This window comes from Aliiruegeria haliotis, from assembly GCF_003003255.1.
Classification (GTDB): Bacteria; Pseudomonadota; Alphaproteobacteria; order Rhodobacterales; family Rhodobacteraceae; genus Tropicimonas; species Tropicimonas haliotis.
The window spans coordinates 50,175-74,938 of the sequence record NZ_PVTD01000006.1 but is presented as its reverse complement, the minus strand read 5'-3'; the positions used below and the strand labels follow the sequence as shown (position 1 = coordinate 74,938).

Below are 24,764 nucleotides of genomic sequence, written 5' to 3'. Positions count from 1 at the left end.
GAGGTTTGACATGACGACACGACGCACATTTCTGAAGGGCTCCGCCGCCCTTGCCCCCGCTGCGGCGCTGGCCACACCGGCGATCGCACAATCCACCATCAAATGGCGGATGCAGACCTATGCCGGACCGGCACTGGCGGAACACGTGATCGATCCCGCTGTCGAGATGTTCAACAAGATCGCTGGCGACAAGATGCAGATCGAGTTGTTCTATGCCGACCAGCTTGTGCCCACGGGCGAGCTGTTTCAAGCGCTTCAGCGCGGCACGATCGACGCCGTGCAGTCGGATGACGATTCCATGGCCTCGCCGACGGAAGTCACTGTCTTCGGCGGCTACTTCCCCTTCGGCTCGCGCTATTCGCTCGACGTGCCGGTGCTCTTCAACCAGTACGGCCTCAACGAGATCTGGGATGCCGAGTATTCCAAGGTCGGCGTCAAGCACGTCTCCGCCGGTGCCTGGGATCCCTGCCACTTCGCGACGAAGGACCCGATCCGCAGCCTTGCGGACCTCAAGGGCAAGCGCGTCTTCACCTTCCCGACCGCCGGCCGCTTCCTCGCGCAGTTCGGTGTCGTGCCGGTCACCCTGCCGTGGGAAGACATCGAGGTCGCGGTTCAGACCGGCGAGCTCGACGGCATCGCATGGTCCGGTATCACCGAGGACTACACCGTCGGCTGGGCCGATGTGACCAACTACTTCCTCACCAACAACATCTCCGGCGCCTGGGCAGGGTCCTTCTTTGCCAACATGGAGCGCTGGAACGAGTTGCCCGAGGATCTGCAAACCCTGTTCCGCGTCTGCTGCGACCAGTCGCATTACTACCGCCAGTGGTGGTACTGGGGCGGCGAAGCAAACCTGCGCGTCAACGGCACCAAGATGGAGCTTACCTCCATCCCCGACGAGGAATGGGCCACCGTCGAAGAGGCCGCGGTCAAGTTCTGGGACGAGATCGCCGCGGAGTCGGAGACCAAGGCGAAGGTCGTGGAGATCTTCAAGAAGTACAACGCCGACATGCAAAAGGCCGGTCGCCCGTACCGCTACGGCTGATCGGATGCTTCGGTTTCTAACTGCACCCGGTGCGTGATCGGACCGAGGTATCGACAGACGACACCCGGAGGGAGCGGCCCGCGAGGGCCGGCCCGACACAAAGGAATTGACCGGCCCCTCAGGGCCGGTCGCCGCCTGACAAGAGGATCGACATGCCCGCCCCCCTCACCTTCGACGCTCTGAAAGCCGCCGCGAGCGACGGCTCCATCGACACGGTTCTCGTCTGTCTCGTTGACATGCAGGGCCGCCTCATGGGCAAGCGCTTCCACGTCCAAAACTTCATCGACCACGGCTGGGAAGAGACGCATTGCTGCAATTACCTCCTTGCGACCGACCTGGAGATGGCAACGCCGGACGGATACCGCTCGACGTCCTGGGCTTCGGGCTACGGTGACTACGTGATGAAGCCGGATCTCGACACCCTGCGCCCCGTGCCATGGCTCGAAGGTACGGCCATGGTGCTCTGCGATATCCTCGACCACCACAGCCACGAACCGGTCCCCCATTCGCCGCGACAGGTGCTCAGGGCGCAGATCGCGCGGCTGGAAGCGTTGGGCTTCACGCCAATGATGGCTACGGAACTGGAGTTCTTCCTGTTCGAGAAAAGCTTCGACGAGATCCGCAAGGGGGGCTTCCGCGACCTGACCCCGATCTCGGGCTACAACGAGGATTACCACATCCTCCAGACCACCAAGGAAGAGGCGGTGATGCGCCCGCTGCGCAACCATCTCTTTGCTGCCGGAATCCCGGTGGAGAATACCAAGGGCGAGGCAGAGACCGGCCAGGAAGAGCTGAACATCCGCTATGCGGACGCGCTTTCCTGTGCGGACAACCACACCATTGCCAAACACGCCACCAAGGAGATCGCATGGGCCCATGGCCACGCCGCAAGCTTCCTGCCCAAGTGGCACCACGACAAGGTGGGCAGCGCCAGCCACGTGCACATGTCGCTCTGGCAAGGCAGCACGCCGGCCTTTTTCGACGGTGATGCACCGCATGGCATGTCGGAGCTGATGCGCCATTTCTGCGCCGGAATGATCGCCTATGCGCCTGACTACACGGTCTTCCTCGCGCCCTATGTCAACAGCTACAAGCGGTTCCTGAAGGGCACGTTCGCGCCGACAAAGGCCGTCTGGTCCGTGGACAACCGCACCGCCGGTTTCCGGCTCTGCGGCGAGGGCACCAAGGGCGTGCGTATGGAATGCCGGATCGGCGGCTCCGACATCAACCCCTATCTCGCGCAGGCCGCCTTCCTTGCGGCGGGCATCAAGGGGATCGAGGAGCAGCTCGAACTGGCGCCGGCCACCAGCGGCGATGTCTACGAGGACGAGGCCGCCCGCGAGATCCCCGCAACCCTCCGCGACGCCACCGAGACGTTCCGCAACTCCGCCATGCTGCGGGCCGCGATGGGCGACGACGTGATCGACCACTACACCCGGTGCGCTGAGGTGGAGCAGGAAGAATTCGACCGCATCGTGACCGACTGGGAAGTGGCGCGCGGGTTCGAACGGGCCTGACCGCCCAGCGGTGCCATCTCGTCTGGTGCCGGCGGGCAAATGGAAACTGAGGGGTCGCGGTATGATCGAAGGAATTGATCATGTTGTGCTGGCAGTGCGGGATCTGGACCGGGCAACGGCAATCTACGCCCGTGTTCTGAATATGCAGGTCGAGACATTCGCCAAGACGCGCAAGGCCCTGATGGCCGGAGACCAGAAGATCAACCTGCAGGTCATCGGGCAGGAAAACCGCAACCATGCCTGCATCGGCTCGGGCGACATCTGTCTGCTGACCCGACATTCCCCGGCGGAGGTTCGTGATCGGCTGGAGGCAGAAGGCGTTGCAATCCTCGAAGGCCCGTTTGAAAAGACCGGCGCGCTCGGGCCCATAACATCGGTTTACTTCAATGACCCCGACGGCAACCTCGTCGAGGTCAGCAGCTACGCAAAGACGATATCATGACACAAACAGTGAAGTGCATCTCGCCGATCGACGGATCGGTCTATGCGGAACGTCCGCTCCTCGAAGAGCAGGCGGCCTTTGACGCCGCGGCCCGCGCGCGCGCCGCGCAGCCTGGCTGGGCAGCCCGCCCGTTGGAAGAACGGGTTGCGCTGGTTCGTGCTGCGGTGGCCGAGGTCGGCAAGACAACGGATCGCATGGCCGTTGAACTTGCCCACCAGATGGGCCGCCCAGTCCGCTATGGCGGCGAGTTCGGCGGTTTCGAGGAACGTGCGAGCTACATGGCCGACATCGCGGCTGACGCGCTCGCGCCGATCGTGATCGAAGACAGCGATGCCTTCCTGCGCAAGATCGAACGCGAGCCGCATGGTGTCGTCTTCGTCGTCGCCCCCTGGAACTATCCCTACATGACCGCGATCAACACGATTGCCCCTGCGCTGATCGCCGGCAACACGGTCGTTCTCAAACATGCCGCGCAAACGATCCTCGTGGGCGAGCGCATGGCCGAAGCCTTCCACGCCGCCGGTATTCCCGCGGACGTGTTTCAGAACGTCTTTCTCAGCCACGACACGACCTCGGCGCTTATCGCGGGCCGCGCCTTCGATTTCGTGAACTTCACCGGCTCCGTCGGCGGCGGACAGGCCATGGAACGGGCCGCAGCCGGAACCTTCACGGCGGTCTCCACCGAGCTTGGCGGCAAGGACCCGGGCTATGTCCGCGCCGATGCCGACCTTCAGGCCGCAGCCGATACCCTGATTGACGGAGCAATGTTCAACTCCGGCCAGTGCTGCTGCGGGATCGAGCGGATTTATGTTCACGAAAGCGTCTATGACGACTTCCTTGTCAGATGCGTGGACATCGTGAAGGGCTACAAGCTCGGCAATCCACTTGAGACGGAGACAACGATCGGCCCCATGGCGAACATTCGTTTTGCGAAAGAGGTCCGCGCCCAGATCGCCGAAGCACTGGACGGTGGCGCGGTCGGCCATATCGAGACCTTTGCCGAGGACGACGGCGGCACCTACCTTTCGCCGCAGATCCTGACTGACGTCACCCACGACATGCGGGTCATGCACGACGAGAGCTTCGGCCCGGTCGTCGGCATCATGAAGGTGACGGGCGACGAGGACGCCATCGCCCTGATGAACGACAGCGCCTTCGGCCTGACCTGCTCGATCTGGACGCGTGACCCCGATGCGGCCGACGCCATCGGCAAGCGCTTGCAGACCGGCACCGTGTTCATGAACCGCTGCGACTACCTCGACCCCGCGCTCTGCTGGACCGGATGCAAGGACACCGGCCGTGGCGCAGGCCTCTCGGTGCTCGGCTTCCACGCGCTGACCCGCCCGAAATCCTACCATCTGAAGAAAGCCTGACGATCATGAACCTCGTTGGAAACTGGAACTACCCCACGCCGGTGCGGTTCGGCGCCGGTCGCATCGCCGAGATTGCCGACGCCTGTGCCACCGCCGGGATCTCGAAACCGCTGCTGGTCACGGACCGGGGCCTTGCGACGATGGAGATCACCACGCGGACGCTCGACCTTCTGGAGGCCGCGGGCCTTGGCAGGGCAATGTTCGCGGATGTTGACCCGAATCCCTCCGACAAGAATGTCGAAGAGGGCCTGAAGGTCTATCGCGCGGGCGGCTACGACGGGGTCGTGGCCTTTGGCGGCGGCTCGGGCCTCGACCTGGCCAAGACGCTGGCCTTCATGGCCGGTCAGACGCGCCCGCTGTGGGATTTCGAGGATATCGGCGATTGGTGGACCCGCGCAGACCCCGCCGGCATCCATCCCATCGTGGCGGTTCCGACCACGGCCGGTACCGGATCCGAAGTTGGCCGGGCGGGGATCATCACCAATTCGGAAACCCAGGAAAAGAAGATCATCTTCCATCCGAAGATGCTCCCCGAGGTCGTCATCTGCGACCCGGAACTGACCGTCGGGATGCCGAAGTTCATCACTGCGGGCACCGGGCTGGATGCCTTTGCGCATTGCGTGGAGGCCTTCTGCTCTCCGCATTACCACCCGATGAGCCAGGGGATTGCGCTGGAAGGGATGCGCCTGGTCAAGGACTACCTGCCGCGCGCCTATGCCGACGGGACTGACCTCGAAGCGCGGGCACACATGATGTCGGCCGCCGCGATGGGGGCCACCGCCTTCCAGAAGGGACTGGGTGCCATTCACGCGCTCAGCCATCCGATCGGTGCGGTGCATCACACCCACCACGGGACCACCAACGCGGTTTGCATGCCCGCTGTCCTGCAATTCAACAAGGCGCCGTGCGAGGGCATTCTGGGGCAGGCTGCGGCCTATCTGGGCATCGACGGCGGCTTCGACGGGTTCTGCGCATTCGTGGACAATCTGAATGCCTCCATGGGGATTCCAAAAACACTGACCGACCTCGGGGTCACCGATCCGGATCTGGACGCGTTGACGAAATCGGCGCTGAACGACCCGAGCACCGGCGGTAACCCGGTGGAGATGACCTATGACAACACTCGGGCCCTTTTCGAAGAGCTTTTGTAGGCTCCACCTTTCGACAGGCCGGTTGCCCGGACACCATCATCGGCACCGTCCCGGGCTTCCCGGGGCGGCGTCGGCCGCAGGAATTTCCGGGACAGGTGTCACGAGCCAGGGGCGTTGCCCTTCCCGATCCGTTGCGGGCCGATTCAGGCGCGACCACACGGAATGACCTTCGGGGGCCGGAACGGCGACGACATCGCGCGGATAGCCTGCCATGGCATCGCCCGAGCCTGCCCCGTTCCTCCGGGCACATCCGCGATCCGATGTCGGCAAGACCTGCGCCAGATAACGTCGCCACCGCCATGCAGACCAGAGACCGGTTGTGGGGCAGTTGCCCGTCGCGGCCTCGAAAAAAAGCCTGGTTCGTTAGTCCGGCCCGGGTCTTGAAATCGAACTAAGCCCTCCCAACCTTTCTAGTGGAATGCCCATTTGGGGTTCTACTGCATACGACGGCTCCGACCTGTAGGTGGACTGTCGCGGGCTTGCCGAAACCGGGAGCCCTGACCAGTTATTGTCGACGATCCCGGCGGGTCGTCGCCTCGTGTCGGACATCGAATTGCAACCTCCGCGTGGGCCTTCCACGGAGCGTGTTTTGGGAACACGCACCGTCATCTGGTCAATGAATGGAGGGCAACATGCTGACACCCGCATCATCGTATTTCCGGCATGATCCGTTTGCGGAATGGGGTCGCTTGGCGCGCGGTATGAGCCGCGCAATCCCGCAAGCCGCCACGGGCACCCGGACATTTCCCGCTGTGAATGTCTGGCGCGACGGGGACATGACTGTCCTGACGACAGAACTTCCCGGCGTTGAACCCGACGATATCGAAATCACCGTCAAGGACACGCTTTTCACGCTTTCAGGCGAACGAAAGACGCCACAAGCACCGGAAGGTGCACATTGGCACTTGCGCGAACGCAGCTACGGCAAGTTCAGCCGCGCCTTGCAGCTCCCTTACCCGGTTGACCCCGACAAGGTCGAAGCACGGTTCAGCGACGGTATCCTGCAGGTCGCCCTGCACCGTCCGGAGGAAGACAAGCCGCGGCGGATCGAAATCAAGGCCGCGTGACAGGAGGAAAACCAATGAGCAACCAGGTTACCAGCACCGGAAACAGCAAGCGCGACGCCGGCGCCGAACGGACGGGCATGACGCGAACCTATCGCCCGCTCACCGACATCATCGAGACAGAACAGGGCGTGTCCCTGATGCTCGAAATGCCCGGGGCCTCCCCGGAGGCGATCGACATATCGCTGGAACGGCGGATTCTGTCGATCCGCGCCAACGTGCCCACGACCCGGCATGATGGCGCCGAGCTTGCGCATGCGGAATACGGAGAAGGCGACTTCGAGCGCGCCTTCACCTTGTCGGAGGACTTCGACCCCGAGCGGATCGAGGCCGAGATGCGCAATGGGGTCCTGACGATCACCCTGCCCCGCGCGGAGGAAACCCAGCCGAGGAAAATCGCCGTCAAGGCAGCGTGAAACCTGTTTGGAAAGGAGAGTGACGATGCAAATCAAGGATCTGATCCCCTGGGCCAACAAGGACAGGGAGACGGAGGCCACCGCCGGCACCGACAACCCGGTTGCCTCCCTGCAACGGGAAATGAACCGCGTGTTCGAAGACTTCTGGGGGCAGTTCGACCGCCCCAACGGCCCGCTCGACCTGGCCGGGACAGGCGCCCGGTGCGACGTGGTCGAAACCGACGATGCCGTTGAATTGTCGGTCGAGCTTCCCGGCATGGACATGAAGGACATCGACCTGACCGTCAGTGACGACCTTCTGACCCTGAAGGGCGAGAAAAAGGTCGAGCGCAAGGAGAAGAAGAAGGGATATTACCTCTCCGAGCGCAGCTATGGCTCGATCTACCGCACGGTCCCGCTACCGCCGGGGGTCGACAGTGACAAGGCGAATGCCTCGTTCCGGAATGGCGTGCTGACAGTCACGGTTCCCAAGACCGAAGAAGCGCAGGCCCGGCTGAAACGTATCGAGGTGAAGTCGGCCTGACACCGGCCGGGAAGGTGCCCGCCTTCCCGGCCCATCACCCACAGCAACCGCAACACATCGACGGAGACAGGGAGATGCTGAAACGTCTCTTTGTGGCAATCCTCGTGTTGATTGCCATTGCGCCGGTCCCATCCCGGGCCCAGGCGCCCGATTTCGACCCGGAACGGGGTCTTCCCACCATTGCACCGCTCATTGCCAAAGTGTCGGAGGCGGTCGTCAACATTTCGGTCGTCTCCGAAACCCCGACCCAACTGACACCGCTGTTCCGGGATCCGTTCTTCGCCCCGTTCCAGTTTCCGCAGGATCCGCGGCCCAATCAACGGCAAGTGAGTGCCGGCTCGGGCGTGATCGTGGAGGCCGACCGCGGCTATGTCCTGACCAACAACCACGTGATCGAGAATGCCACCGAAATCCGCGTGACGCTCACCGACCAGCGGTCCTTCGAGGCAGAAGTCGTCGGCTCCGATCCCGCAACCGACATCGCCTTGCTGAAAATCGATGCGGACGATCTGACGGCGGTGCCCTTTGGCGACCCCGACACGCTGATGGTCGGCGACTACGTGGTCGCAATCGGAAACCCCTTCGGGCTCGGCCAGACGGTGACCTCCGGCATCATCAGCGCATTGGGCCGGTCCGGCATCAACCCCGAAGGATACGAGGACTTCATCCAGACAGATGCTTCGATCAACCCGGGAAATTCCGGCGGCGCCCTCATCACGTTCGACGGCAGGCTGGTCGGGATCAACACGGCCATCATCTCTCCCGGTGGTGGCAATGTCGGAATCGGCTTTGCCGTGCCGGTCGACATGGCCCGCGCGGTCATGGACCAACTGATCCGGTTCGGCGAGGTCCGGCGCGGACGGCTTGGCGTGACGATACAGGACCTGACACCCGATCTGGCCGAGGCGCTCGGTGTCGATGCGCGCTCCGGTGCAATCGTTGCCTCCGTCGAGGACAAGTCGGCGGCGGATCGCGCCGGTCTCGAACCCGGAGATGTCATCACTGCCGTAAATGGCGATCCTGTGACCGGCTCTTCCGAGTTGCGGCAAGCCATCGGCATGCTCCGGCCGGACACGGAGGTTGAGATAGAAGCCCTGCGACAGGGACAACGGCTGGCCCTGACAACGAAGCTCGGCGATGGCAGCCCTGCCCGCACCGCACGGGCCGGAACGCCGGACTTGCTCGCCGGAGTTCAGTTGGCACCGCTTGGGGCCGCTCAGCGCCGGGAGGGAATCGACACCGGTGTCGTCGTGACCGATATCCAGCCGGGAACCCGTGCAGCGCGGGCCGGGCTTCGTCCGGGCGACGTCATTCTGTCGATCAACAACACTCCCGTGGACAACACAGGTGACGTCGACCGGGTGCTCGGAGCGACCCCCAGCGCCCTTGCTCTTTCGGTGTGGCGGGAGGGCGAACGCCTCTTGATCCTCCTGCGATCCTGACACGCGCAACAGGGCACAGCACCCATGCTCCGTCGATGGACCCGTCGGCGGAGCATTCGGCGCTGCCGTCCGGTATCCACCTGCTTTCGTTGAATATAATCTCACGTTTAGCAATCACGAACTTGTTACCCAAGGGTCTTGAAATCCGCTGCGGCTTTTCCAAATTAGTTCGCCGTTGGCACTCTGTCAGCGAGAGTGCCAAGTGCATGAAACGCAAATGGAGGAACGTTCGATATGGCATTCACCCCTCTTCACGACAGGGTTCTCGTGCGCCGTATTGAAAGCGACGAGAAAACCGCGGGCGGATTGATCATTCCCGATACTGCCAAGGAAAAACCCGCCGAGGGACTGGTTGTTGCCGTGGGCGCCGGTGCCCGTGACGACGATGGCAAGCGGATCCCGATGGACATCAGGGAAGGTGACCGGATCCTGTTCGGCAAATGGCCCGGCACCGAGATCAAGATTGATGGCGAGGAACTGCTGATCATGAAGGAAAGCGACATCCTCGGCATTCTCGGCGAGGCAAAGGTCGCCAAGGCCGCCTGATCCGGAAACGACATTACAGGAGGAACGAGCCAAATGGCTGCAAAGGACGTGAAGTTTGAATCCGACGCCCGCCACAAGATGCTGCACGGCGTCAACATCCTCGCCGATGCGGTGAAGGTGACCCTCGGCCCGAAAGGCCGTAACGTCGTCATCGAAAAATCCTTCGGTGCCCCGCGCATCACCAAGGACGGTGTCTCGGTCGCCAAGGAGATCGAGCTGGAGGACAAGTTCGAGAACATGGGCGCCCAAATGGTGCGCGAGGTTGCATCCCGCACCAACGAAGAGGCGGGCGACGGCACCACTACTGCCACCGTGCTTGCCCAGGCGATCGTGCGGGAAGGGTTGAAATCCGTGTCCGCCGGAATGAACCCGATGGACATCAAGCGCGGGATCGATCTGGCCGTGTCAACGGTGATCGAGGACATCAAGAAAGCGGCGCGGGATGTGAAGGGCAGCGACGAGATTGCCCAGGTCGGCACCGTTTCGGCCAATGGCGAGGCCGAGATCGGCCAGCAGATCGCCGATGCGATGCAGAAGGTCGGCAACGAGGGTGTCATCACCGTCGAGGAGAACAAGGGCCTGGAGACCGAGACCGAGGTCGTCGAAGGCATGCAGTTCGATCGCGGTTACCTGAGCCCATATTTCGTCACCAACCCGGACAAGATGACCACCGAGTTGGAGGAAGCGTATGTCCTTCTGCACGAGAAGAAACTCTCTTCGCTGCAATCCATGGTGCCGCTGCTCGAAACCGTCATCCAGTCCGGCAAGCCGTTGCTGATCGTTGCCGAGGACGTCGAAGGCGAGGCCTTGGCCACGCTCGTCGTCAACAAGCTGCGCGGCGGTCTGAAGATCGCTGCCGTCAAGGCTCCGGGCTTCGGCGATCGCCGCAAGGCCATGCTGCAGGACATCGCGATCCTGACCGGCGGCCAGGTGATCTCCGAGGATCTCGGCATGAAGCTGGAGAATGTCACGCTGGACATGCTGGGCACGGCAAAGCGGATCGCCATCACCAAGGACGAGACAACCATTGTCGAAGGCCATGGAGCGAAGGCGGAGATCGAGGCCCGCTGCAAGCAGATCAAGCAGCAGATCGAAGAGACCGCTTCGGACTACGACCGCGAGAAGTTGCAGGAACGTCTGGCGAAGCTGGCTGGCGGCGTTGCCGTCATCCGCGTCGGTGGCATGACCGAGGTCGAGGTGAAGGAGCGCAAGGATCGTGTGGACGACGCGCTGAACGCCACCCGGGCCGCGGTTCAGGAAGGTATCGTCGTCGGCGGCGGCGTGGCGCTTGTTCAGGCATCCAAGGCGCTGAACGAGCTCACCGGCGCCAACCCGGACCAGAACGCCGGTATCGCCATCGTCCGCAAGGCTCTCGAAGCCCCGCTGCGCCAGATCGCGGAGAACGCCGGTGTCGACGGTTCGGTTGTGGCCGGCAAGATCCGGGAAAGCGACGACGCGAGTTTCGGCTTCAACGCGCAGACCGAAGAATATGGCGACCTGTTCAAGTTCGGCGTCATCGACCCCGCCAAGGTTGTCCGGACGGCGCTGGAGGATGCCGCCTCCATTGCCGGGCTTCTGATCACCACCGAAGCCATGGTCGCCGAGAAGCCGGAGCCCAAGTCCGCAGCCGGCGCGGGTGCCCGGATGCCGGACATGGGCGGCATGATGTAGGGCACACGCCCGGTGGAAAGGGGGCACCGCTCCCTTTCCGCATTCGCGTTCCGGGCGATCCAGCGGTACGCAGCCGAATTCCATTCCGCTTCGGCAACGCCTGCTTCTGGCCTTCGCCCGGAACCCGATCCCCCGCCAACCGTTCGCGGTCGGTGGCTGCGGTGCCTGCCACAGCACCGCCCCGGACGGTTCCCAGAACAGATCGCCGGCGTGCCCCCGCTGGACGGCATGTCGGCCCGAATGGAGGTAAAGACACGACCATGTCGCTTGTCTCAGCTCAGAAGCTTTCGAAGCGCTTCGGCGAGATGATCGCAGTCGACAACGTTTCGCTCGATGTTGCACGGGGCGAAGTTGTCGGGTTCCTCGGACCGAATGGCGCTGGAAAATCCACAACGATGAAGATGATCTCCGGGTTTCTCGAACCCGATCGCGGTGCGGCGGAGATCTGTGGTGTCGACGTCTGGTCGCACCCCGAAGAGGCCAAGTCCCGGCTTGGATACCTGCCTGAGGGCGCGCCGGCCTACGGCGACATGCCGGTGGCCGATTTCCTGCGGTTTTGCGGAAGGATGCGGGGGCTGAAGGGCGCCGGCCTGCGGAACCGGCTGGCCGAGATGGCCGATAGGGTTCGGCTGACCGAGGTCTGGTCGCGGCCCATCGAGACACTGTCGAAAGGGTACCGCCGCAGGGTCGGAATCGCACAGGCCCTGATCCACGATCCCGACGTGCTCATCCTGGACGAGCCGACAGACGGGCTCGACCCGAACCAGAAACACGAGATGCGCACCCTGATCCGGACCATCGCGCCGGAGAAATCCATCATCGTTTCGACCCATATTCTTGAGGAGGTCGAGGCGATCTGCTCCCGCGCGGTCATCATTGCCCGGGGGCAGGTCGTTGCAGATTCCACGCCGCAAGACCTGCTGGAACGCGCCGCCAACGGCCGCGCCATCCGGGTCACAATAGGCTCGCCGGAGGAAAAGGCTGTCGTGGAGAAGGTCAAACCCTGCAGCGACGGCGCCGATCTGGAGGTGATGGAACGCCGCAACGGCTCCACCAGGCTGCTCCTGCGCTACGGCGACACGCCGGCGGATGCGACGGAGTTGGCGAAACGGCTCCGGGACGCGGAACTTCCCGTAGAGGAGGTCGGTCTTTGGCGGCCACGCCTTGAGGACGTGTTCCGCGACGTGACGACCCCCTATCACTGAAACACTGAGGGAGACTTCCGATGAATTCTTCGCTTTCCTCCGTGGGCGTCGTGTTCGGCCGCGAGTTCCGTGCCTATTTCGCGACCCCACTTGCCGCGATCTTCCTGGTCGTGTTCCTTGCCCTGGCCGGGACGATGACCTTCTTCGTGTCCGGCTTCTTCGATCGCAACAGCGCCGATCTGACCGCACTTTTTGCCTGGTTGCCATGGCTCTTTCTGGTACTCCTTCCCGCCATCGGCATGCGCCTGTGGGCGGAGGAGCGCCGCTCCGGCACGATCGAGTTGCTGATGACGATGCCGGTCAAACCCTGGGCGATCGTTGCCGGCAAGTTCCTTGCGGGGTGGGCCTTCACCGCGCTGGCTCTCGCCATGACCTTTCCGCTCTGGATCACCGTCAACTGGCTCGGCACGCCCGACAACGGCGTCATCCTTGCAGGGTATCTCGGCGCCTTGCTGATGGCGGGCGCCTTTCTGGCCATCTCCGCCTGCATCTCCGCGCTGACCCGCAACCAGGTGATCGCATTCATCTGCTCGGTGATCGTCACCTTCCTGCTGGTCACGGCGGGCATTGACGTTGTTCTCGGCGGTTTGCGGGGATGGGCGCCGTACTGGCTGACCGAAGGCGTCGCGGCGCTCTCGGTGCTCAACCACTTCGAGCGCATCACCTTTGGGCTGATCGAGATGCCGACGCTCGTCTTCTTCGGCTCGCTGATCGGGATCGCGCTGATCGTCAATACACTCGTTGTCGAACTCAAGAAGGCTCAATGATCATGGAACGGTTTCACGCACTGACCGAATGGGTCGGCCGCCAGCCGCGCCGCCGGCTCTATGGACTGTCCATCGCACTGGCTGCGGTGCTTTTTGTCTCGCTCAACGTTTTTGCCTCGCGGGCGCTCGACGGGCTGCGCGCGGATGTAACGGAGGCACGGGTCTGGACGGTATCTGATGGCACCCGGGCATTGTTGACCGGGTTGTAAGAACCGCTGCACCTGCGGTTGTATCAATCGGCGGGCCTGACGGAAGCCGCCCCGCAACTGGCAGGCCATGCCGACCGTGTGCGCGGTTTGCTGCAAACCTACGCCGATCTGGCGGACGGAAGGATCACGCTGGAGGTGATCGACCCGCAACCCTACTCGGACGAAGAGGACCGCGCCGTCGGTTTCGGCATCAACCGCATCGCCCTGACCGGCGCCACTGAGCCGACGTTCTTCGGGCTTGCTGCCACCAACTCGACCGATGGGCGCAAGACCATCCCGGTGTTCTCCCCTGATCGGGAGGCCTGGCTGGAATACGACCTGACGCGGCTGGTCGCCGAGCTTGGTCAGCCGGTGAAGCCGAAAATCGCGGTTCTGGACGGGATTGGCCTTTCCGGGGACCCGGTGACCGGCCAGCCCGAACAGCAGAGCCTCGCGATGCTGCGCGAACTCTACGATGTCGATGTGCTGACAGGCGACGTAAACAGCTTTCCCGAAGGCACGCAGGTCGTGACCGCGATTCACCCGCAGGGGCTGTCGGAGGCGACGCTTTATGCGCTCGATCAATGGGTCATGGGCGGCGGCGCCTTCATGGCCTTCGTCGACCCGCATGCGGAAACGCAGATCGGCCCACGGGGCATGCCCGCGCCAGACGCGGCTTCCGACCTTGCGACGCTCTTCGAGGCATGGGGCGTGGCCTATGATCCCACACAGGCCGTCGCGGACCCGGCCTATGCGCTGACCACGATACGCCGCATCAACGGACGCGATGTGGATGTCGGCAACCCGGCCTGGCTGCGCCTTGATCCCGGCGCGATAGACACCGGCCGGCCGACGCTCGCGCGGCTTTCTGCCCTTGTCATGACAAGCGCGGGCAGCTTTGCCCCCGCCGGGGGATCAGCCGGGTTCACGCCGCTGGTCACGGCCTCCGACACCGCCGTTCTCGCCGACGCCACCCAGGCCGCCGACCGTTTCGGCGACCCAAGAGACCTTGTGGCCGACGGGACCACGCCGGAGGCCGCCCCGGTGCTGGTGGCCCATCTGTCCGGCACATTGACCACGGCATTCCCTGAGGGCAAGCCCGAGGGATCGGAGTGGACCGCTGCGCATATCGCAACCACAGAGGCGGCAAATGTCATGATATCCGCCGATGCCGACATGCTGATGGACCGCAACTGGATCCAGCAGCGCAGCATTCTTGGCACCACCATCCCGCAGGCATTTGCCAACAATGGGGACTTCTTCCTGAACACGGTCGAGCACATGGCCGGCGGAGCGGCCCTCGCCGACCTGCGTGGCCGCGCCATCGACTGGCGGCCGCTTGAGCGCATCGAGGCCATGCAACGCAGTGCCGAGGCCACCTATCGCGCCACCGAACAGGCGCTTCTGGACCGCATCGCCGAGGCCGAGGCGCAACTGCACGACCTTGCAGCCAGCGAAGGCGGCGACGGCGCGCTCTTCAATGCCGAGGTGGTTGCCCAGGCCGAAGATCTGCGGGCCGACCTGCTGGCCGCGCGGGCAGAGCTGCGGCAGGTGCAATACGACCTGCGCAGCGACGTGGAGCGCCTGCAATCCTGGGTCACGGTGATCAATGTCGGCATCGTTCCCGTGTTGGCCGCGCTGCTGGCGCTGACCTTCGCCCTGCGCAGGCCGAAACGGCCCCTCCCCACCCGCGCAGAAGCGTAACCGAACAAGGAGTGCGAAAATGGCAAGGACATCATTTTTCATTCTCGCCGGGGCAACGGCCCTGACCCTTTTTGCGGCGGCCGGCACGGCGGTGTTCGACAGATCCGCGCCAGCCCTCGCCGCAGCCGGCGAGAAGTTGTTCCCCGATCTCGACGCCCGAAGCGCGACGATTGCGAGCGTCACCGTGCGCGATGGCGACTTCGAGGCCGTGATCCAGCGTCGCGACGGCATCTTCGTCGATGCCGCATCGGGCTACCCGGTGGCGCAGGACGCGTTGCAGGAGCTGGTCGGCTCCATTGGTCTGGCGGAGATCGCGGAGGCGAAAACCACCGATCCCACCCGCCATGCCGACCTCGGGCTTGCGGACCCGACCGCCGGGGACGGTGCCGGGACGGAGGTTATCCTCGAAAATGCGGAGGGTGGCAGAATCGCCCATGTCATCGCCGGTGACCGCGACATCACCCTCGGTGGCACGACAGGCGGCCAGTTCCTGCGCCGCGGCGACGAAAACGAAACATGGCTGGCCCGCGCCAGAATCGAGCCGCCCACCCGCCGCGCGGGTTGGTTCGAGACCCGTCTGTTCGAAACCGACGCGGACCGGATCACGTCCGCCACGCTCCAACCCGCAACAGGCGCGGCCATCGCGTTTGAACGCAGCGGGGACGATTTCATCATCGGCGCCAACCTGCTGGACGGCAAGGAACAGGACGACGGCCATGTCGCCCGGATTCCGCGACTATTCGAAACGCTGGACTTCGCCGACGTCCGCCCGGATGGCGGCGAGGCAGACACCGGTGTCCACCTCTCGGCCAGCATGGAGGCGGGAACCCACATCACGCTCCACACGCTGCCGGGGTCAGAAGGCGATGATCGTCGCTGGGTCAGGATCGAGGTACAGGGCGAAACCAAGGCCGCCGACGCCCTCCGCTCACGTGTCGATGGGTTCGCCTTCGCTCTGTCGGCGAACGACGCAAAGATCCTCGGATGGACGCTCGCGGATCTGAGCGAAGACACGGCCAGTTGATCTGCGCCTGAGGACGTGGACGGGCCGCCAGCGCGCGGCCCGTTTTTTGCGCGCATCTACGCTTGAACGCGCCGCGACACTGCGGCGGCAGGCGCGACACCGGCCCGGTCGCAGGTGACACCGCGCAGAATCGGCGTTCAGCTCCGGCGCTGGAACGCGATCATGACCAGGGCAAGCAGCGACGACCCGATCATCAGCAGCAGCGAAACCGCGTTCAACAACGGCGTCGAGCCCTCCTTGAGCCGGTCGAACATGGCGATAGTCAGCGGCGCGTCGGAGCCGACCAGCATCAGCGTCGTGTTGAAATTCTCGAAACTCATCAGGAAGGCCACCACAAAGGCGCCGATCATCGCCGGGGCGAGATAGGGGATGGTGATCGTCCGCACCGCCGTCAGCCGGTTCGCGCCGAGGTTCATCGCGGCTTCCTCCAGAGAGCGGTCGAATTTCTGCAGGCGAGCGCCGATGACCAGCGTCGCAATCGTCGCGATGAAGGAGAACTGCCCGAGGATGACCAGCAGAAGACCGGGGCGAAGTGCCTCCCAGTCCCATTGCGCCATGTCCCAGAGACCGTTGGCCACCCGACTGGAAAACACCAGGATCGAGATCCCGAGGACAATCCCGGGGATCACCAGCGGCAACAGCATGAAGACATAGAGCAGCCCCTGCCCCCGGAACCTGTAACGGTTGAACAGGAAGGCGTTCGATGTCCCGACCGCCACGGAGAGCAGCGAAACGAGGATTGCCACGAAACAGGAGGTCCCGATGGCCCGCAATATCGGCCGCTCGTGGAACACCCCGATCATCGGACGTTCGGACCCGAAAAACCAGTTCCAGGTGAACCCCTCCCACGGAAGCGAGGGGAACTGGCTGTCATTGAACGCAAACACGGCCACGACAACGAGCGGCAACGCCAGGAAGACGAAAAAGGCGATGATATAAGCCGTGTAGGCGAGGCTCAGCGCGCGGGGCTGGGGAATGGTCGGGATCATGTCAGCGCCTCATCCCATGGTCTTTTCGAGCGATTGCCCGGTGAGCTTGAGCATCCCCCAGACAATGAAGGACGACAGCCCGAGCAGGAGGAACCCGAAGGCCGCGCCAAGCTCCCAGTTGAAGCGCACGATGAACTGCGAATAGATCAGTTCGGTGAACCACAGGCTGTCCTTGCCGCCGAGCATGATCGGCGTCAGGTAGTTTCCAAGGCTGAGCATGAAGACGACGATACAGCCCGAAACGATGCCGGGCGTGGCGTGCGGGATGATGATCTCGCGCAGGACGGAGATCCCGTTGCCGCCAAGGTCATAGCCTGCCTCGATCACCTCGTCGGGCAGACTTTCCAGCGTGGTCACAAGAGGCACCACCATGAACAGCATCGAGGTATAGACCAGCCCGACCATGATCGCTGCATCGTTGTAGAGCAGCTCCACCGGCCCATCGACGAGACCAAGTGCCTGCAACAGGTTCGAGATGATGCCGGTTTCGCGCAGCAGGATCATCCAGCCGAACGTCCGCACCAGTTCGGAGACCCAAAACGGAACAAGGCAGAGCAGGAACAGCGCCGACTGAACCCGTCCCCGGGCGATCTTGGCGATGTAATACGATACCGGAAAGGCAATCAGCAGCGTGATGGTCGTCGCGAGGATCGACATCATGGCCGTCCGGATGAAGGTCCGCAGGTACAGCGGCTCGTTGATGAATGTAAGGTAGTTGGCGAGGCTTATCCGATATTCGCCGACACCCACCCGTTCCCGCAGGGAGACCAGCAACATGTCGATATGCGGGATGAGGATGAGCAGCGACAGCCACACCACCAGCGGGGACAACAGCAGGATGAAGCCTAGTTTCGCCTCTGCCCGCATCAGGACACCGCCGCCGCGAAGCAATTGCCCTGCGCGCCGGACCAGCCGATCTGCACTTCCGAACCGCGGGTCAGGGTGGAGAACTCGCCGGATTGCGGCAGGTTCACCTCGATTTCACCGTTTCCAGAACTGTCCTGAACGATGATCCGGCTGGCGGCGCCATTGAACAGGATGGAGCCAACGCGCCCAGTCATCTGGTTGTCGAAATGCGATAGCTCCTCGGCGGAATGGGCGATCCGGATCGCCTCCGGCCGAACGAAGATCTCCGCCCGGTCGCCGGCGGAGAGCACACGCCCATGCGCCGCGCCACGCATCAGCATGCCGCTGTCGGTGCGCAACTCGATCCCATCGCCCTCCGTCCGTTCGATGCGGCCAGCCCAGCGGTTCGTATCGCCCACGAAACCGGCAACGAAGGCGGTATCCGGGCGATAGTAGAGGTCCTGTCCACTCCCGACCTGTTCAAACCGTCCCTCGTTCATCACGGCGATGTCGTCCGACATTACCAGCGCTTCGGACTGATCGTGGGTGATGTAGACAAAGGTGGTGTCGAATGCGGCCTGAAGCGCCTTCAGTTCGACCTTCATGCGTTCGCGCAGCTTGAGGTCCAGCGCGCCAAGTGGCTCATCGAGCAACAGGACGTCGGGTTCAAGCACCATGCAGCGGGCAATGGCCACGCGCTGCTTCTGCCCGCCCGACAGTTCATTGATCTTTCGTTCACCGATCCCGGGCAGGCCGATCCGCTCCAGCGCCTGCTCGACCTTGGTCGCGATCTCTGCCCGGGGCATACCGGCCCGGCGCAGCCCGTAGCCGATATTGTCCGCGATGTTCATCATCGGGAACAGCGCCAGATGCTGGAACACCATGTTCACGGGCCGCTTGTTCGGCGGCGTGTCGATCACTGATCCGCCGCGGATCAGGATATCCCCGGCGCTGGGTTCCAGGAATCCGGCGATCATGCGCATGATCGTCGTCTTGCCACAGCCCGAGGGGCCGAGGATTGAAAAGAAGGAACCGCGCGGGACTTCGAAGGACACGTTGTCGACGGCGACCGTGTCACCGAACCGACGGGTCAGGTTCACGCATTCAAGATCGGGCTGCATCGGGGATCCAAATTGGGGGGCAGTGCCCGCGCGATGGCGGGCACTGCTGAATTGTCGTCAGTTGGCGGCCTTGACGCGGTCTAGCACGCCACCTTCGATGGCTTCGAGACCGGCAGGAACCGGCGGATACCACTTGATGTTGTCGATGGCTTCTTGCGGGAAGCTGGCTTGAAACTGGGCCTTCTGGGCCTCGTTCACGAACTCGTCCGCACCTTGGGAAGCGGTGAAATAGCTCGAAGCCTCGGTGATCATCGCCGCGATATCAGGCCGCATGACGAAGTTGATCCAATCATAGGCGGCATCGTCTGCCCTGCCCTTGGCCGGCAATGCAAAGGTATCGATCCAACCCAACGCACCCGACGCCGGCGCGACAAAATTGATATCCGGGTTGTCTGCATTCAGTTGCCAGCCGCCGGCATCCCAAGCCATCGAGGCCACAACTTCGCCCGAGCGCACCAGTCCGATCAGTTCGTCACCGCCGCCCCAATACGTTTTCACGTTCGGCTTGCAATCGGTGAGCTTGGCTTCAACTTGCGCCATGACTTCGCTGTAGGCGGCTTCGTCGCCATAGGCCGCGAACGGATCAAGCCCCATGGCAAAGGCAAAGCCGATCAGCGTTGGGCGCTTCAGGCGGTAGGAGACCTTGCCGGCAACGTCATCCGAGCAGAGGTCGGTGTAGTCCTTCACCGAAGCCGCCATTTTGGTGTCCAGCACAAGCCCGCTGGTGCCCCACACATGCGGCACGCCGTAAACCGCGCCGTCCACCGTGGTGTTGCCTTGCGTGGCTTCCAGCATCGAGGGGATGAACAACGACGTGTCAATCTTGGACATGTCGATCGGCTTGTAGATGCCGAACTCTGCTTGCGGGCCGGCGATGCGGTCCTGGCTGGGCTGGGCGAGATCGAAGCCGCCGCCGCCGGTGGCGCGCAGTTTGGCGATCATTTGCTCGTTGTTGGATGTCGTTACCTCTACGGTGTGGCCTGTTTCGGCCTCGAATTTGGCAATGACTTCTTCGGGCGCATATCCGCCCCAGGTCAGAAGGCGGAGCGTGTCTGCAGAGGCCGGGATGGCCAGCACGATGGCAGAGGACGCGACTGTCGAAAGGCAAATGGCTTTCAGCTTTGACATGGCTTTATTCCCTGTTGAGTCTCTTTGTGCGCGAACAGTGCGTTCCAAGCCCGATTTCCGTCAACACCCAATCGAAGGAAACCGTTGGCATTTCTCGGGAAAGTCCGCCCCCGATTTCCACTTCGCCAGACCGGGGTGACCGAGCACCCTGCGCGGACCAGCCGGCAGGGATCCGCCCTTGACTGTCCCCCGCCCGCGGGCACCGGCGGCGGGCACCCGACCCCCGTGGGGAATCCTGGCCTGCGCCTTTGCGCCGGAGGTTTTGAACCGCCCCGTATATCAACACTCGACGCGGGTGTTGACCGACGGGACGAACAGGTTTTCCGGCAGCAAAACGGAACGATGTCGCTGTCATCCAAACCGGCGTCGGAAACAGGACGTCCCCGCCCCGCCTGGCTCTGCTGTAAATCGACCAAGGGCGAGGGCGGGTTGCCGTCCCCTCGCATAGACCCAACCGCCGTTGCCAATCCGCCCGACACCTCAGGGGTCTGGCCACATGTCGCGGTGAAGACACCGGGATGCGCGCGCCGGGCCCTTCGTCAAGGCGGGCAGCGGTCGCATCCCCATGAACCGGAGATCGACCGTGACACACGAACGTCCCCAATCCTACCGCTACCACAATGGTCAGAAGGCCGCCCTGCCCTTCGCGACCGAGGAATACCAGGCGCGGCTGGCCGGCCTGCGCAGTCGCATGGCGGAACTAGGAGTCCACGCGGCAGTCTTTACCTCGATGCACAATATCGCCTACTACTCGGGTTTTCTCTACTGTGCCTTCGGCCGCCCCTACGGCCTCGTCGTGACGGACCGCGACTGCGTCACCGTCTCTGCCGGGATCGACGCGGGTCAGCCCTGGCGGCGGTCGGTCGGGGACAATATCACCTACACCGACTGGACCCGCGACAATTACTGGCGTGTCATCGCCGGTGTGACCGGCACCGATCAGAGCATCGGCATCGAGGCCGATCACCTCACGCGGGAGGCGGAAGGCCGGCTCACTGCATTCCTGAATCCGTGTGAACTGGTCAATATCGCCCCCACCTGCATGCAGCAACGCATGAAGAAGAGCCCTGCCGAGATCGACCTGATCCGGCAAGGGGCCGCCGTGGCCGATGTCGGCGGCTACGCCATCCGCGAGGCCATCCGTGAAGGCACGCGGGAGATCGACGTGGCCATGGCCGGGCGCGACGCGATGGAACTGGAGATCGCCCGCCGGTTCCCCGATGCCGAGTACCGAGACACATGGGTCTGGTTCCAGTCCGGCCTCAACACCGACGGCGCCCACAACCCGGTCACCGGTCGGGTCCTGCAACGCGGCGATATCCTGTCGCTCAATACCTTCCCGATGATCTCCGGGTACTACACGGCGCTTGAACGAACGCTGTTCGTGGGAGAGGTCGACGCGGCTTCGCTGCGGATCTGGGAAGCCAATGTCGCCGCGCATGAGTTCGGCATCGCACAGCTCCGGCCGGGGGCGTCCTGCGCCGACATCACGTCTCGCATCAACGGCTTTTTCGAGGAACGCGACCTGCTGCAATACCGGACTTTCGGCTACGGCCACTCCTTCGGTGTGCTGTCGCACTACTACGGGCGCGAGGCCGGGCTGGAGTTGCGCGAGGATATCGACACGGTGCTGGAACCCGGCATGGTGATCTCCATGGAGCCGATGCTGACCATCGCACAGGGACAGCCCGGCGCGGGCGGGTACCGGGAACACGACATCCTCGTGATCACCGAAGACGGCAACGAAAACATCACCGGCTACCCCTACGGACCAGAGTTCAACGTCGTCGGCTGAGTCATGCAATCAAATCGCTTCTGATATGCAATCGCAGTACTGACAATCGCCACTCCGCGTCTCGACATATTCAACACCGGGGCAGGTTCGCTCCGAAGGAGATCAAGATGACAAGAGTTTGGACAAGTGTTGCAATTGCCCTTCTGGCCGCCATGCCGGCCTTTGCCGGCGACCTGAGAACTGAAACCGTGCACTTTCCCGCCAGGCAGTCCGGAACAACGATTAGCGATAGCATCAAGGGCTACCAGTCCGTGGCCTACGAACTCGGAGCGGCACAGGGTCAGACCATGGTGGTTGATTTTGCCACCTCCAACCCGTCCGCCTACTTCAATGTCTATGCGCCCGGGAAAGGGCCTGGCGACGCCGCCATGTACGTTGGCGCGGCCAGCGGCAATCGGTTCGAGGGCACCCTGCCCGCCGCCGGAGACTACACCGTTTCGGTCTACCTCTATCGGAGCGCAGCCCGCCGCGACGAGGTCGCTGACTACACGCTCGACATCGGTATCGACCGATAAAGGAGACGATCATGCTGGATTTTCTAAACCCGCTCGGTTTGCCGATCAAATATGCCATTATCGGTGCGATCGCCTGCCCTTTCGGCGTCTTCCTTGCCGGCCTGCTTGGGTTCGGGGCGACCGGTTACATCCCGACCATGGTCGGAGGCGCCATCGGCGGTGCCGTGGGCGGCTACATCCGCAAGCGGCGCGGCAAGGCCCGGTAGGTCACTCCTCGCGGCGCAGTACGCTGCCAAAGGCCGTGATCAAGAGAGCCAACGCCGCCAGGAGCCCGAAGGCCACTCGCAGCGAGGTTGCCTCGGCAACGAAACCGATCATCGGCGGCCCGAGCAGCAGGCCACCGTATCCCAGTGTCGCCACTGAGGCGATGGCCTGCCCCGGCGGAATGTCGGGATCGATGGCCGCCCGGGAGAACGCCAGCGGCACCGCGGCGGCGTAGCCCACGCCCACCAATGCAAAGCCGAGCAGGGTCATAGGCAGGGTCGCGAACCCCAGTGCCAACAGCATCCCGGCCGCCGCAATCACACCGCTGGCGCGCGCCACGGCCACCGGTCCGGCGAGCGTGATGATCCGGTCGGCAGACAGCCGCATCGCCACCATCGCTATGGAGAACACGGTATAGCCGAGCGTCGCCTGCGCCTCTCTCGCACCGGCTTCCTGCACCAGGAAGACCGCGCCCCAGTCGGCAATGGCGCCTTCGCCGACGGCTGCGGCCAGCGCAATGATCCCGACCAGTACCAGCGCTCCGCGCGGCAGTGCGAACACCGCCGCATTCGGGTCGTGCGGCCGGGTTTCGGACTGCCATGGCGTAAGCACGAACGGCAGCAGCAGCGCGCCAAAGAGCAGTGCGGCGAGTGTGAAATGGCTTGAAACGCCGAGCCCGGCGGAGGTCGCGAAATACCCGATCCCCGCGCCGGCCCCCGCACCGAAGCTCCACATCGCATGGAAAGAGGCCATGACCGAGCGGCCCATGTGTTTCTCGACCTCCGTGGCCCATGTGTTCATCACAACGTCCATCGAACCATGGTGCATCCCGAAGAGGAACACCGCCCCCGCCAACCAGACCGGACCGGGCGCGACCCCGATAAGGATCAGCGTGAAGATGTAGCCCACCGCGACCCACCGCGTGATCCGCGCCGCGCCGAGGCTGTCAGCCAGCCGCCCGGCGAGCGGGAAGGAGATCAATGCCCCGGCCCCCATGAAAAGCAGGATCAGCCCCAGCCGCGAAGGGCTGAGTCCGTGGATCTCGGTAATGGCGGGAATGCGCGACGCCCAGACGCCGAGCAGGACGCCATTGAGCGCGAAGGCTGCGGCGACCGCCCGCCAGGGCGTGCGCAAGGTCTGCAGAGAGGCAGTGATGTCAGACATGGCGAAGCTCCACACCGACGTCCTGAATGGCCCGGGTCCGTCCCGGGTCGGCGTCGGTGATGACAAGGTCGATTTCGGTGACGGGCAGCACTTGATGACGGGCCCTTCGGCCAAGTTTCCGGGCGCCGGCAAGCGCAATCGTCCGAACACTGGCCGCGCTCATGGCACGTTTGAGCGTCGCCTCTGCCAGATCATCCGCGCTCAGTCCGAACCCGGCATCCAGTCCGCACACCCCGAGAACGCAGAGATCCGCGGAGAATTTTTCCAGCGCTGCCTCAGCCGGCTGGCCCGTCGCCACACCACCGAAAGCGGAGAGTTTGCCACCGACGAGGACAGTCTCGATCCCACGCGACAGGGTCTCCAACGCAACGGCCGGCGCCGGTGTCACCACGAGGGCGCACGGCATCGGCGGCAGGGTGCGGGCAAGCTGTAGCACGCTGGTCCCCCCGTCCAGGACGAGCACCATCCCGTCGGCAAGCTCGGGGACGACCGCTGCGGCCAGTTTCTCCGCCTCGGGGCGCGGGGTGGTGACGCGATCGAGCATGGGCACATCGGGCGGGAGCACCGGCAGCGCACCGCCGCGAATGCGCCGCACCGCACCTTCCGCTTCCAGCGCCAACAGGTCGCGCCGGATGGTGTCGGGCGAAACTCCGAATTCCTCTGCCAGTTGTGCAAGGGCAAGGGGTCTGCCGTCCGCAGCGCGGGCTTTCAGACGCGCCTGCCGGGCATCGGGGGACTTGGGAAAGGGATCGGGCACGGGCGAATCCGGCGGCTTTGGGTTGCTGCCTTTTGCAGCACTCTGCAAGATTTTGCAATATGTCGAAACAGGCCTTGCACGAGTTCGAAACAGCATCGGACAGAAGGCCCTCTAGCTTGTGGTCAAACCTTGCAGCACTCGGGTCGCAAATTGCGCAACGCATGCCC

The 24,764-nt window shown here is 63.7% G+C and carries 25 protein-coding genes; 19 read left to right on the top strand and 6 right to left on the bottom strand.

The features are described from left to right. Positions 1-10 precede the first annotated feature (10 nt). From CLV78_RS14850 to CLV78_RS14770, 16 genes are all read left to right on the top strand, one after another. Positions 11-1,045, top strand: coding sequence for a TRAP transporter substrate-binding protein (locus CLV78_RS14850; protein ID WP_106205616.1), 1,035 nt, complete (start codon positions 11-13; stop codon positions 1,043-1,045). 152 nt (positions 1,046-1,197) lie between these two features. Further along, on the top strand, positions 1,198-2,562 hold the full coding sequence (locus tag CLV78_RS14845; protein WP_106205615.1) for a glutamine synthetase family protein: 1,365 nt from the start codon (positions 1,198-1,200) through the stop codon (positions 2,560-2,562). A gap of 61 nt (positions 2,563-2,623) precedes the next feature. Beyond that, positions 2,624-3,004, top strand: coding sequence for a VOC family protein (locus tag CLV78_RS14840; RefSeq protein ID WP_106205614.1), 381 nt, complete (start codon positions 2,624-2,626; stop codon positions 3,002-3,004). Next, positions 3,001-4,377 (top strand): aldehyde dehydrogenase family protein, encoded by a 1,377-nt coding sequence (locus CLV78_RS14835; protein WP_106205613.1) that lies wholly within the window; start codon positions 3,001-3,003, stop codon positions 4,375-4,377. Before CLV78_RS14840 ends, CLV78_RS14835 begins: the two co-directional genes overlap by 4 nt. A 5-nt stretch (positions 4,378-4,382) precedes the next feature. Further along, on the top strand, positions 4,383-5,528 hold the full coding sequence (locus tag CLV78_RS14830) for an iron-containing alcohol dehydrogenase (RefSeq protein ID WP_106205612.1): 1,146 nt from the start codon (positions 4,383-4,385) through the stop codon (positions 5,526-5,528). A 632-nt stretch (positions 5,529-6,160) separates the two neighbouring features. Beyond that, positions 6,161-6,595 carry an Hsp20/alpha crystallin family protein gene (locus tag CLV78_RS14820; RefSeq protein ID WP_106205788.1) on the top strand — a complete coding sequence of 145 codons (435 nt, stop codon included), beginning with the start codon at positions 6,161-6,163 and terminating at the stop codon, positions 6,593-6,595. 14 nt (positions 6,596-6,609) lie between these two features. Next, positions 6,610-7,008 carry an Hsp20/alpha crystallin family protein gene (locus tag CLV78_RS14815; protein ID WP_106205610.1) on the top strand — a complete coding sequence of 133 codons (399 nt, stop codon included), beginning with the start codon at positions 6,610-6,612 and terminating at the stop codon, positions 7,006-7,008. 25 nt (positions 7,009-7,033) lie between these two features. Next, complete coding sequence (locus CLV78_RS14810) at positions 7,034-7,531, top strand: Hsp20/alpha crystallin family protein (RefSeq protein WP_106205609.1); 498 nt, start codon at positions 7,034-7,036, stop codon at positions 7,529-7,531. Positions 7,532-7,605: 74 nt separating this feature from the next. Beyond that, positions 7,606-8,973 (top strand): DegQ family serine endoprotease, encoded by a 1,368-nt coding sequence (locus tag CLV78_RS14805; RefSeq protein WP_106205608.1) that lies wholly within the window; start codon positions 7,606-7,608, stop codon positions 8,971-8,973. Positions 8,974-9,207: 234 nt separating this feature from the next. Next, positions 9,208-9,519 (top strand): co-chaperone GroES, encoded by a 312-nt coding sequence (locus CLV78_RS14800; protein WP_106205607.1) that lies wholly within the window; start codon positions 9,208-9,210, stop codon positions 9,517-9,519. A 33-nt stretch (positions 9,520-9,552) separates the two neighbouring features. Next, the gene (gene groL, locus CLV78_RS14795; RefSeq protein ID WP_106205606.1) at positions 9,553-11,190 is read left to right on the top strand and encodes a chaperonin GroEL; all 1,638 of its coding nucleotides are present in this window, start codon (positions 9,553-9,555) and stop codon (positions 11,188-11,190) included. 260 nt (positions 11,191-11,450) lie between these two features. Next, the gene (locus tag CLV78_RS14790) at positions 11,451-12,395 is read left to right on the top strand and encodes an ABC transporter ATP-binding protein (protein WP_106205605.1); all 945 of its coding nucleotides are present in this window, start codon (positions 11,451-11,453) and stop codon (positions 12,393-12,395) included. A 20-nt stretch (positions 12,396-12,415) separates the two neighbouring features. After that, a complete protein-coding gene (locus tag CLV78_RS14785; RefSeq protein ID WP_106205604.1) occupies positions 12,416-13,162 on the top strand; it encodes an ABC transporter permease subunit in 747 nt (248 codons plus the stop codon). After that, positions 13,159-13,371 carry a hypothetical protein gene (locus CLV78_RS14780; protein WP_106205603.1) on the top strand — a complete coding sequence of 71 codons (213 nt, stop codon included), beginning with the start codon at positions 13,159-13,161 and terminating at the stop codon, positions 13,369-13,371. Before CLV78_RS14785 ends, CLV78_RS14780 begins: the two co-directional genes overlap by 4 nt. 6 nt (positions 13,372-13,377) lie before the next feature. Further along, on the top strand, positions 13,378-15,054 hold the full coding sequence (locus CLV78_RS14775) for a Gldg family protein (RefSeq protein ID WP_106205602.1): 1,677 nt from the start codon (positions 13,378-13,380) through the stop codon (positions 15,052-15,054). Between the two features lie 19 nt (positions 15,055-15,073). After that, entirely contained in the window at positions 15,074-16,078 is a 1,005-nt protein-coding gene (locus CLV78_RS14770; protein WP_106205601.1) for a DUF4340 domain-containing protein, read from the top strand. A gap of 137 nt (positions 16,079-16,215) precedes the next feature. Here CLV78_RS14770 and CLV78_RS14765 read toward each other — a convergent pair whose 3' ends face one another. The 4 genes from CLV78_RS14765 to CLV78_RS14750 are packed head-to-tail and all read right to left on the bottom strand — an operon-like array spanning position 16,216 to position 20,162. Further along, a complete protein-coding gene (locus tag CLV78_RS14765; protein ID WP_106205600.1) occupies positions 16,216-17,067 on the bottom strand; it encodes an ABC transporter permease in 852 nt (283 codons plus the stop codon). Between the two features lie 9 nt (positions 17,068-17,076). Continuing rightward, positions 17,077-17,934 carry an ABC transporter permease gene (locus tag CLV78_RS14760; protein ID WP_106205787.1) on the bottom strand — a complete coding sequence of 286 codons (858 nt, stop codon included), beginning with the start codon at positions 17,932-17,934 and terminating at the stop codon, positions 17,077-17,079. Continuing rightward, complete coding sequence (locus CLV78_RS14755) at positions 17,934-19,034, bottom strand: ABC transporter ATP-binding protein (RefSeq protein ID WP_106205599.1); 1,101 nt, start codon at positions 19,032-19,034, stop codon at positions 17,934-17,936. The genes CLV78_RS14760 and CLV78_RS14755 overlap by 1 nt, the downstream gene beginning before the upstream one ends. Positions 19,035-19,091: 57 nt before the next feature. After that, positions 19,092-20,162 carry an extracellular solute-binding protein gene (locus tag CLV78_RS14750; protein WP_106205598.1) on the bottom strand — a complete coding sequence of 357 codons (1,071 nt, stop codon included), beginning with the start codon at positions 20,160-20,162 and terminating at the stop codon, positions 19,092-19,094. Between the two features lie 583 nt (positions 20,163-20,745). Between CLV78_RS14750 and CLV78_RS14745 the strand changes: the two genes are divergently transcribed. The 3 genes from CLV78_RS14745 (at position 20,746) to CLV78_RS14735 (ending at position 22,678) form a co-directional block, all read left to right on the top strand. Next, positions 20,746-21,957 carry a M24 family metallopeptidase gene (locus tag CLV78_RS14745; RefSeq protein WP_245925084.1) on the top strand — a complete coding sequence of 404 codons (1,212 nt, stop codon included), beginning with the start codon at positions 20,746-20,748 and terminating at the stop codon, positions 21,955-21,957. Between the two features lie 107 nt (positions 21,958-22,064). Then, complete coding sequence (locus tag CLV78_RS14740) at positions 22,065-22,472, top strand: DNA breaking-rejoining protein (protein ID WP_106205596.1); 408 nt, start codon at positions 22,065-22,067, stop codon at positions 22,470-22,472. 11 nt (positions 22,473-22,483) lie between these two features. Further along, entirely contained in the window at positions 22,484-22,678 is a 195-nt protein-coding gene (locus CLV78_RS14735; protein WP_106205595.1) for a hypothetical protein, read from the top strand. A 1-nt stretch (position 22,679) separates the two neighbouring features. On the opposite strand, the gene CLV78_RS14730 is transcribed toward CLV78_RS14735, so the two are convergent. Continuing rightward, positions 22,680-23,855 carry an MFS transporter gene (locus CLV78_RS14730; RefSeq protein WP_342751836.1) on the bottom strand — a complete coding sequence of 392 codons (1,176 nt, stop codon included), beginning with the start codon at positions 23,853-23,855 and terminating at the stop codon, positions 22,680-22,682. Next, the gene (locus tag CLV78_RS14725; protein ID WP_158263545.1) at positions 23,833-24,597 is read right to left on the bottom strand and encodes a DeoR/GlpR family DNA-binding transcription regulator; all 765 of its coding nucleotides are present in this window, start codon (positions 24,595-24,597) and stop codon (positions 23,833-23,835) included. Before CLV78_RS14725 ends, CLV78_RS14730 begins: the two co-directional genes overlap by 23 nt. Positions 24,598-24,764 lie beyond the last annotated feature (167 nt).

Excerpts from the sequence above, each read along its gene's own strand:
- CLV78_RS14850 (WP_106205616.1), top strand. The coding sequence starts at position 11 with ATGACGACACGACGCACATTTCTGAAGGGCTCCGCCGCCCTTGCCCCC.
- CLV78_RS14845 (WP_106205615.1), top strand. The coding sequence starts at position 1,198 with ATGCCCGCCCCCCTCACCTTCGACGCTCTGAAAGCCGCCGCGAGCGAC.
- CLV78_RS14840 (WP_106205614.1), top strand. The coding sequence starts at position 2,624 with ATGATCGAAGGAATTGATCATGTTGTGCTGGCAGTGCGGGATCTGGAC.
- CLV78_RS14835 (WP_106205613.1), top strand. The coding sequence starts at position 3,001 with ATGACACAAACAGTGAAGTGCATCTCGCCGATCGACGGATCGGTCTAT.
- CLV78_RS14830 (WP_106205612.1), top strand. The coding sequence starts at position 4,383 with ATGAACCTCGTTGGAAACTGGAACTACCCCACGCCGGTGCGGTTCGGC.
- CLV78_RS14820 (WP_106205788.1), top strand. The coding sequence starts at position 6,161 with ATGCTGACACCCGCATCATCGTATTTCCGGCATGATCCGTTTGCGGAA.
- CLV78_RS14815 (WP_106205610.1), top strand. The coding sequence starts at position 6,610 with ATGAGCAACCAGGTTACCAGCACCGGAAACAGCAAGCGCGACGCCGGC.
- CLV78_RS14810 (WP_106205609.1), top strand. The coding sequence starts at position 7,034 with ATGCAAATCAAGGATCTGATCCCCTGGGCCAACAAGGACAGGGAGACG.
- CLV78_RS14805 (WP_106205608.1), top strand. The coding sequence starts at position 7,606 with ATGCTGAAACGTCTCTTTGTGGCAATCCTCGTGTTGATTGCCATTGCG.
- CLV78_RS14800 (WP_106205607.1), top strand. The coding sequence starts at position 9,208 with ATGGCATTCACCCCTCTTCACGACAGGGTTCTCGTGCGCCGTATTGAA.
- groL (WP_106205606.1), top strand. The coding sequence starts at position 9,553 with ATGGCTGCAAAGGACGTGAAGTTTGAATCCGACGCCCGCCACAAGATG.
- CLV78_RS14790 (WP_106205605.1), top strand. The coding sequence starts at position 11,451 with ATGTCGCTTGTCTCAGCTCAGAAGCTTTCGAAGCGCTTCGGCGAGATG.
- CLV78_RS14785 (WP_106205604.1), top strand. The coding sequence starts at position 12,416 with ATGAATTCTTCGCTTTCCTCCGTGGGCGTCGTGTTCGGCCGCGAGTTC.
- CLV78_RS14780 (WP_106205603.1), top strand. The coding sequence starts at position 13,159 with ATGATCATGGAACGGTTTCACGCACTGACCGAATGGGTCGGCCGCCAG.
- CLV78_RS14770 (WP_106205601.1), top strand. The coding sequence starts at position 15,074 with ATGGCAAGGACATCATTTTTCATTCTCGCCGGGGCAACGGCCCTGACC.
- CLV78_RS14765 (WP_106205600.1), bottom strand. The coding sequence starts at position 17,067 with ATGATCCCGACCATTCCCCAGCCCCGCGCGCTGAGCCTCGCCTACACG.
- CLV78_RS14760 (WP_106205787.1), bottom strand. The coding sequence starts at position 17,934 with ATGCGGGCAGAGGCGAAACTAGGCTTCATCCTGCTGTTGTCCCCGCTG.
- CLV78_RS14755 (WP_106205599.1), bottom strand. The coding sequence starts at position 19,034 with ATGCAGCCCGATCTTGAATGCGTGAACCTGACCCGTCGGTTCGGTGAC.
- CLV78_RS14750 (WP_106205598.1), bottom strand. The coding sequence starts at position 20,162 with ATGTCAAAGCTGAAAGCCATTTGCCTTTCGACAGTCGCGTCCTCTGCC.
- CLV78_RS14740 (WP_106205596.1), top strand. The coding sequence starts at position 22,065 with ATGACAAGAGTTTGGACAAGTGTTGCAATTGCCCTTCTGGCCGCCATG.
- CLV78_RS14735 (WP_106205595.1), top strand. The coding sequence starts at position 22,484 with ATGCTGGATTTTCTAAACCCGCTCGGTTTGCCGATCAAATATGCCATT.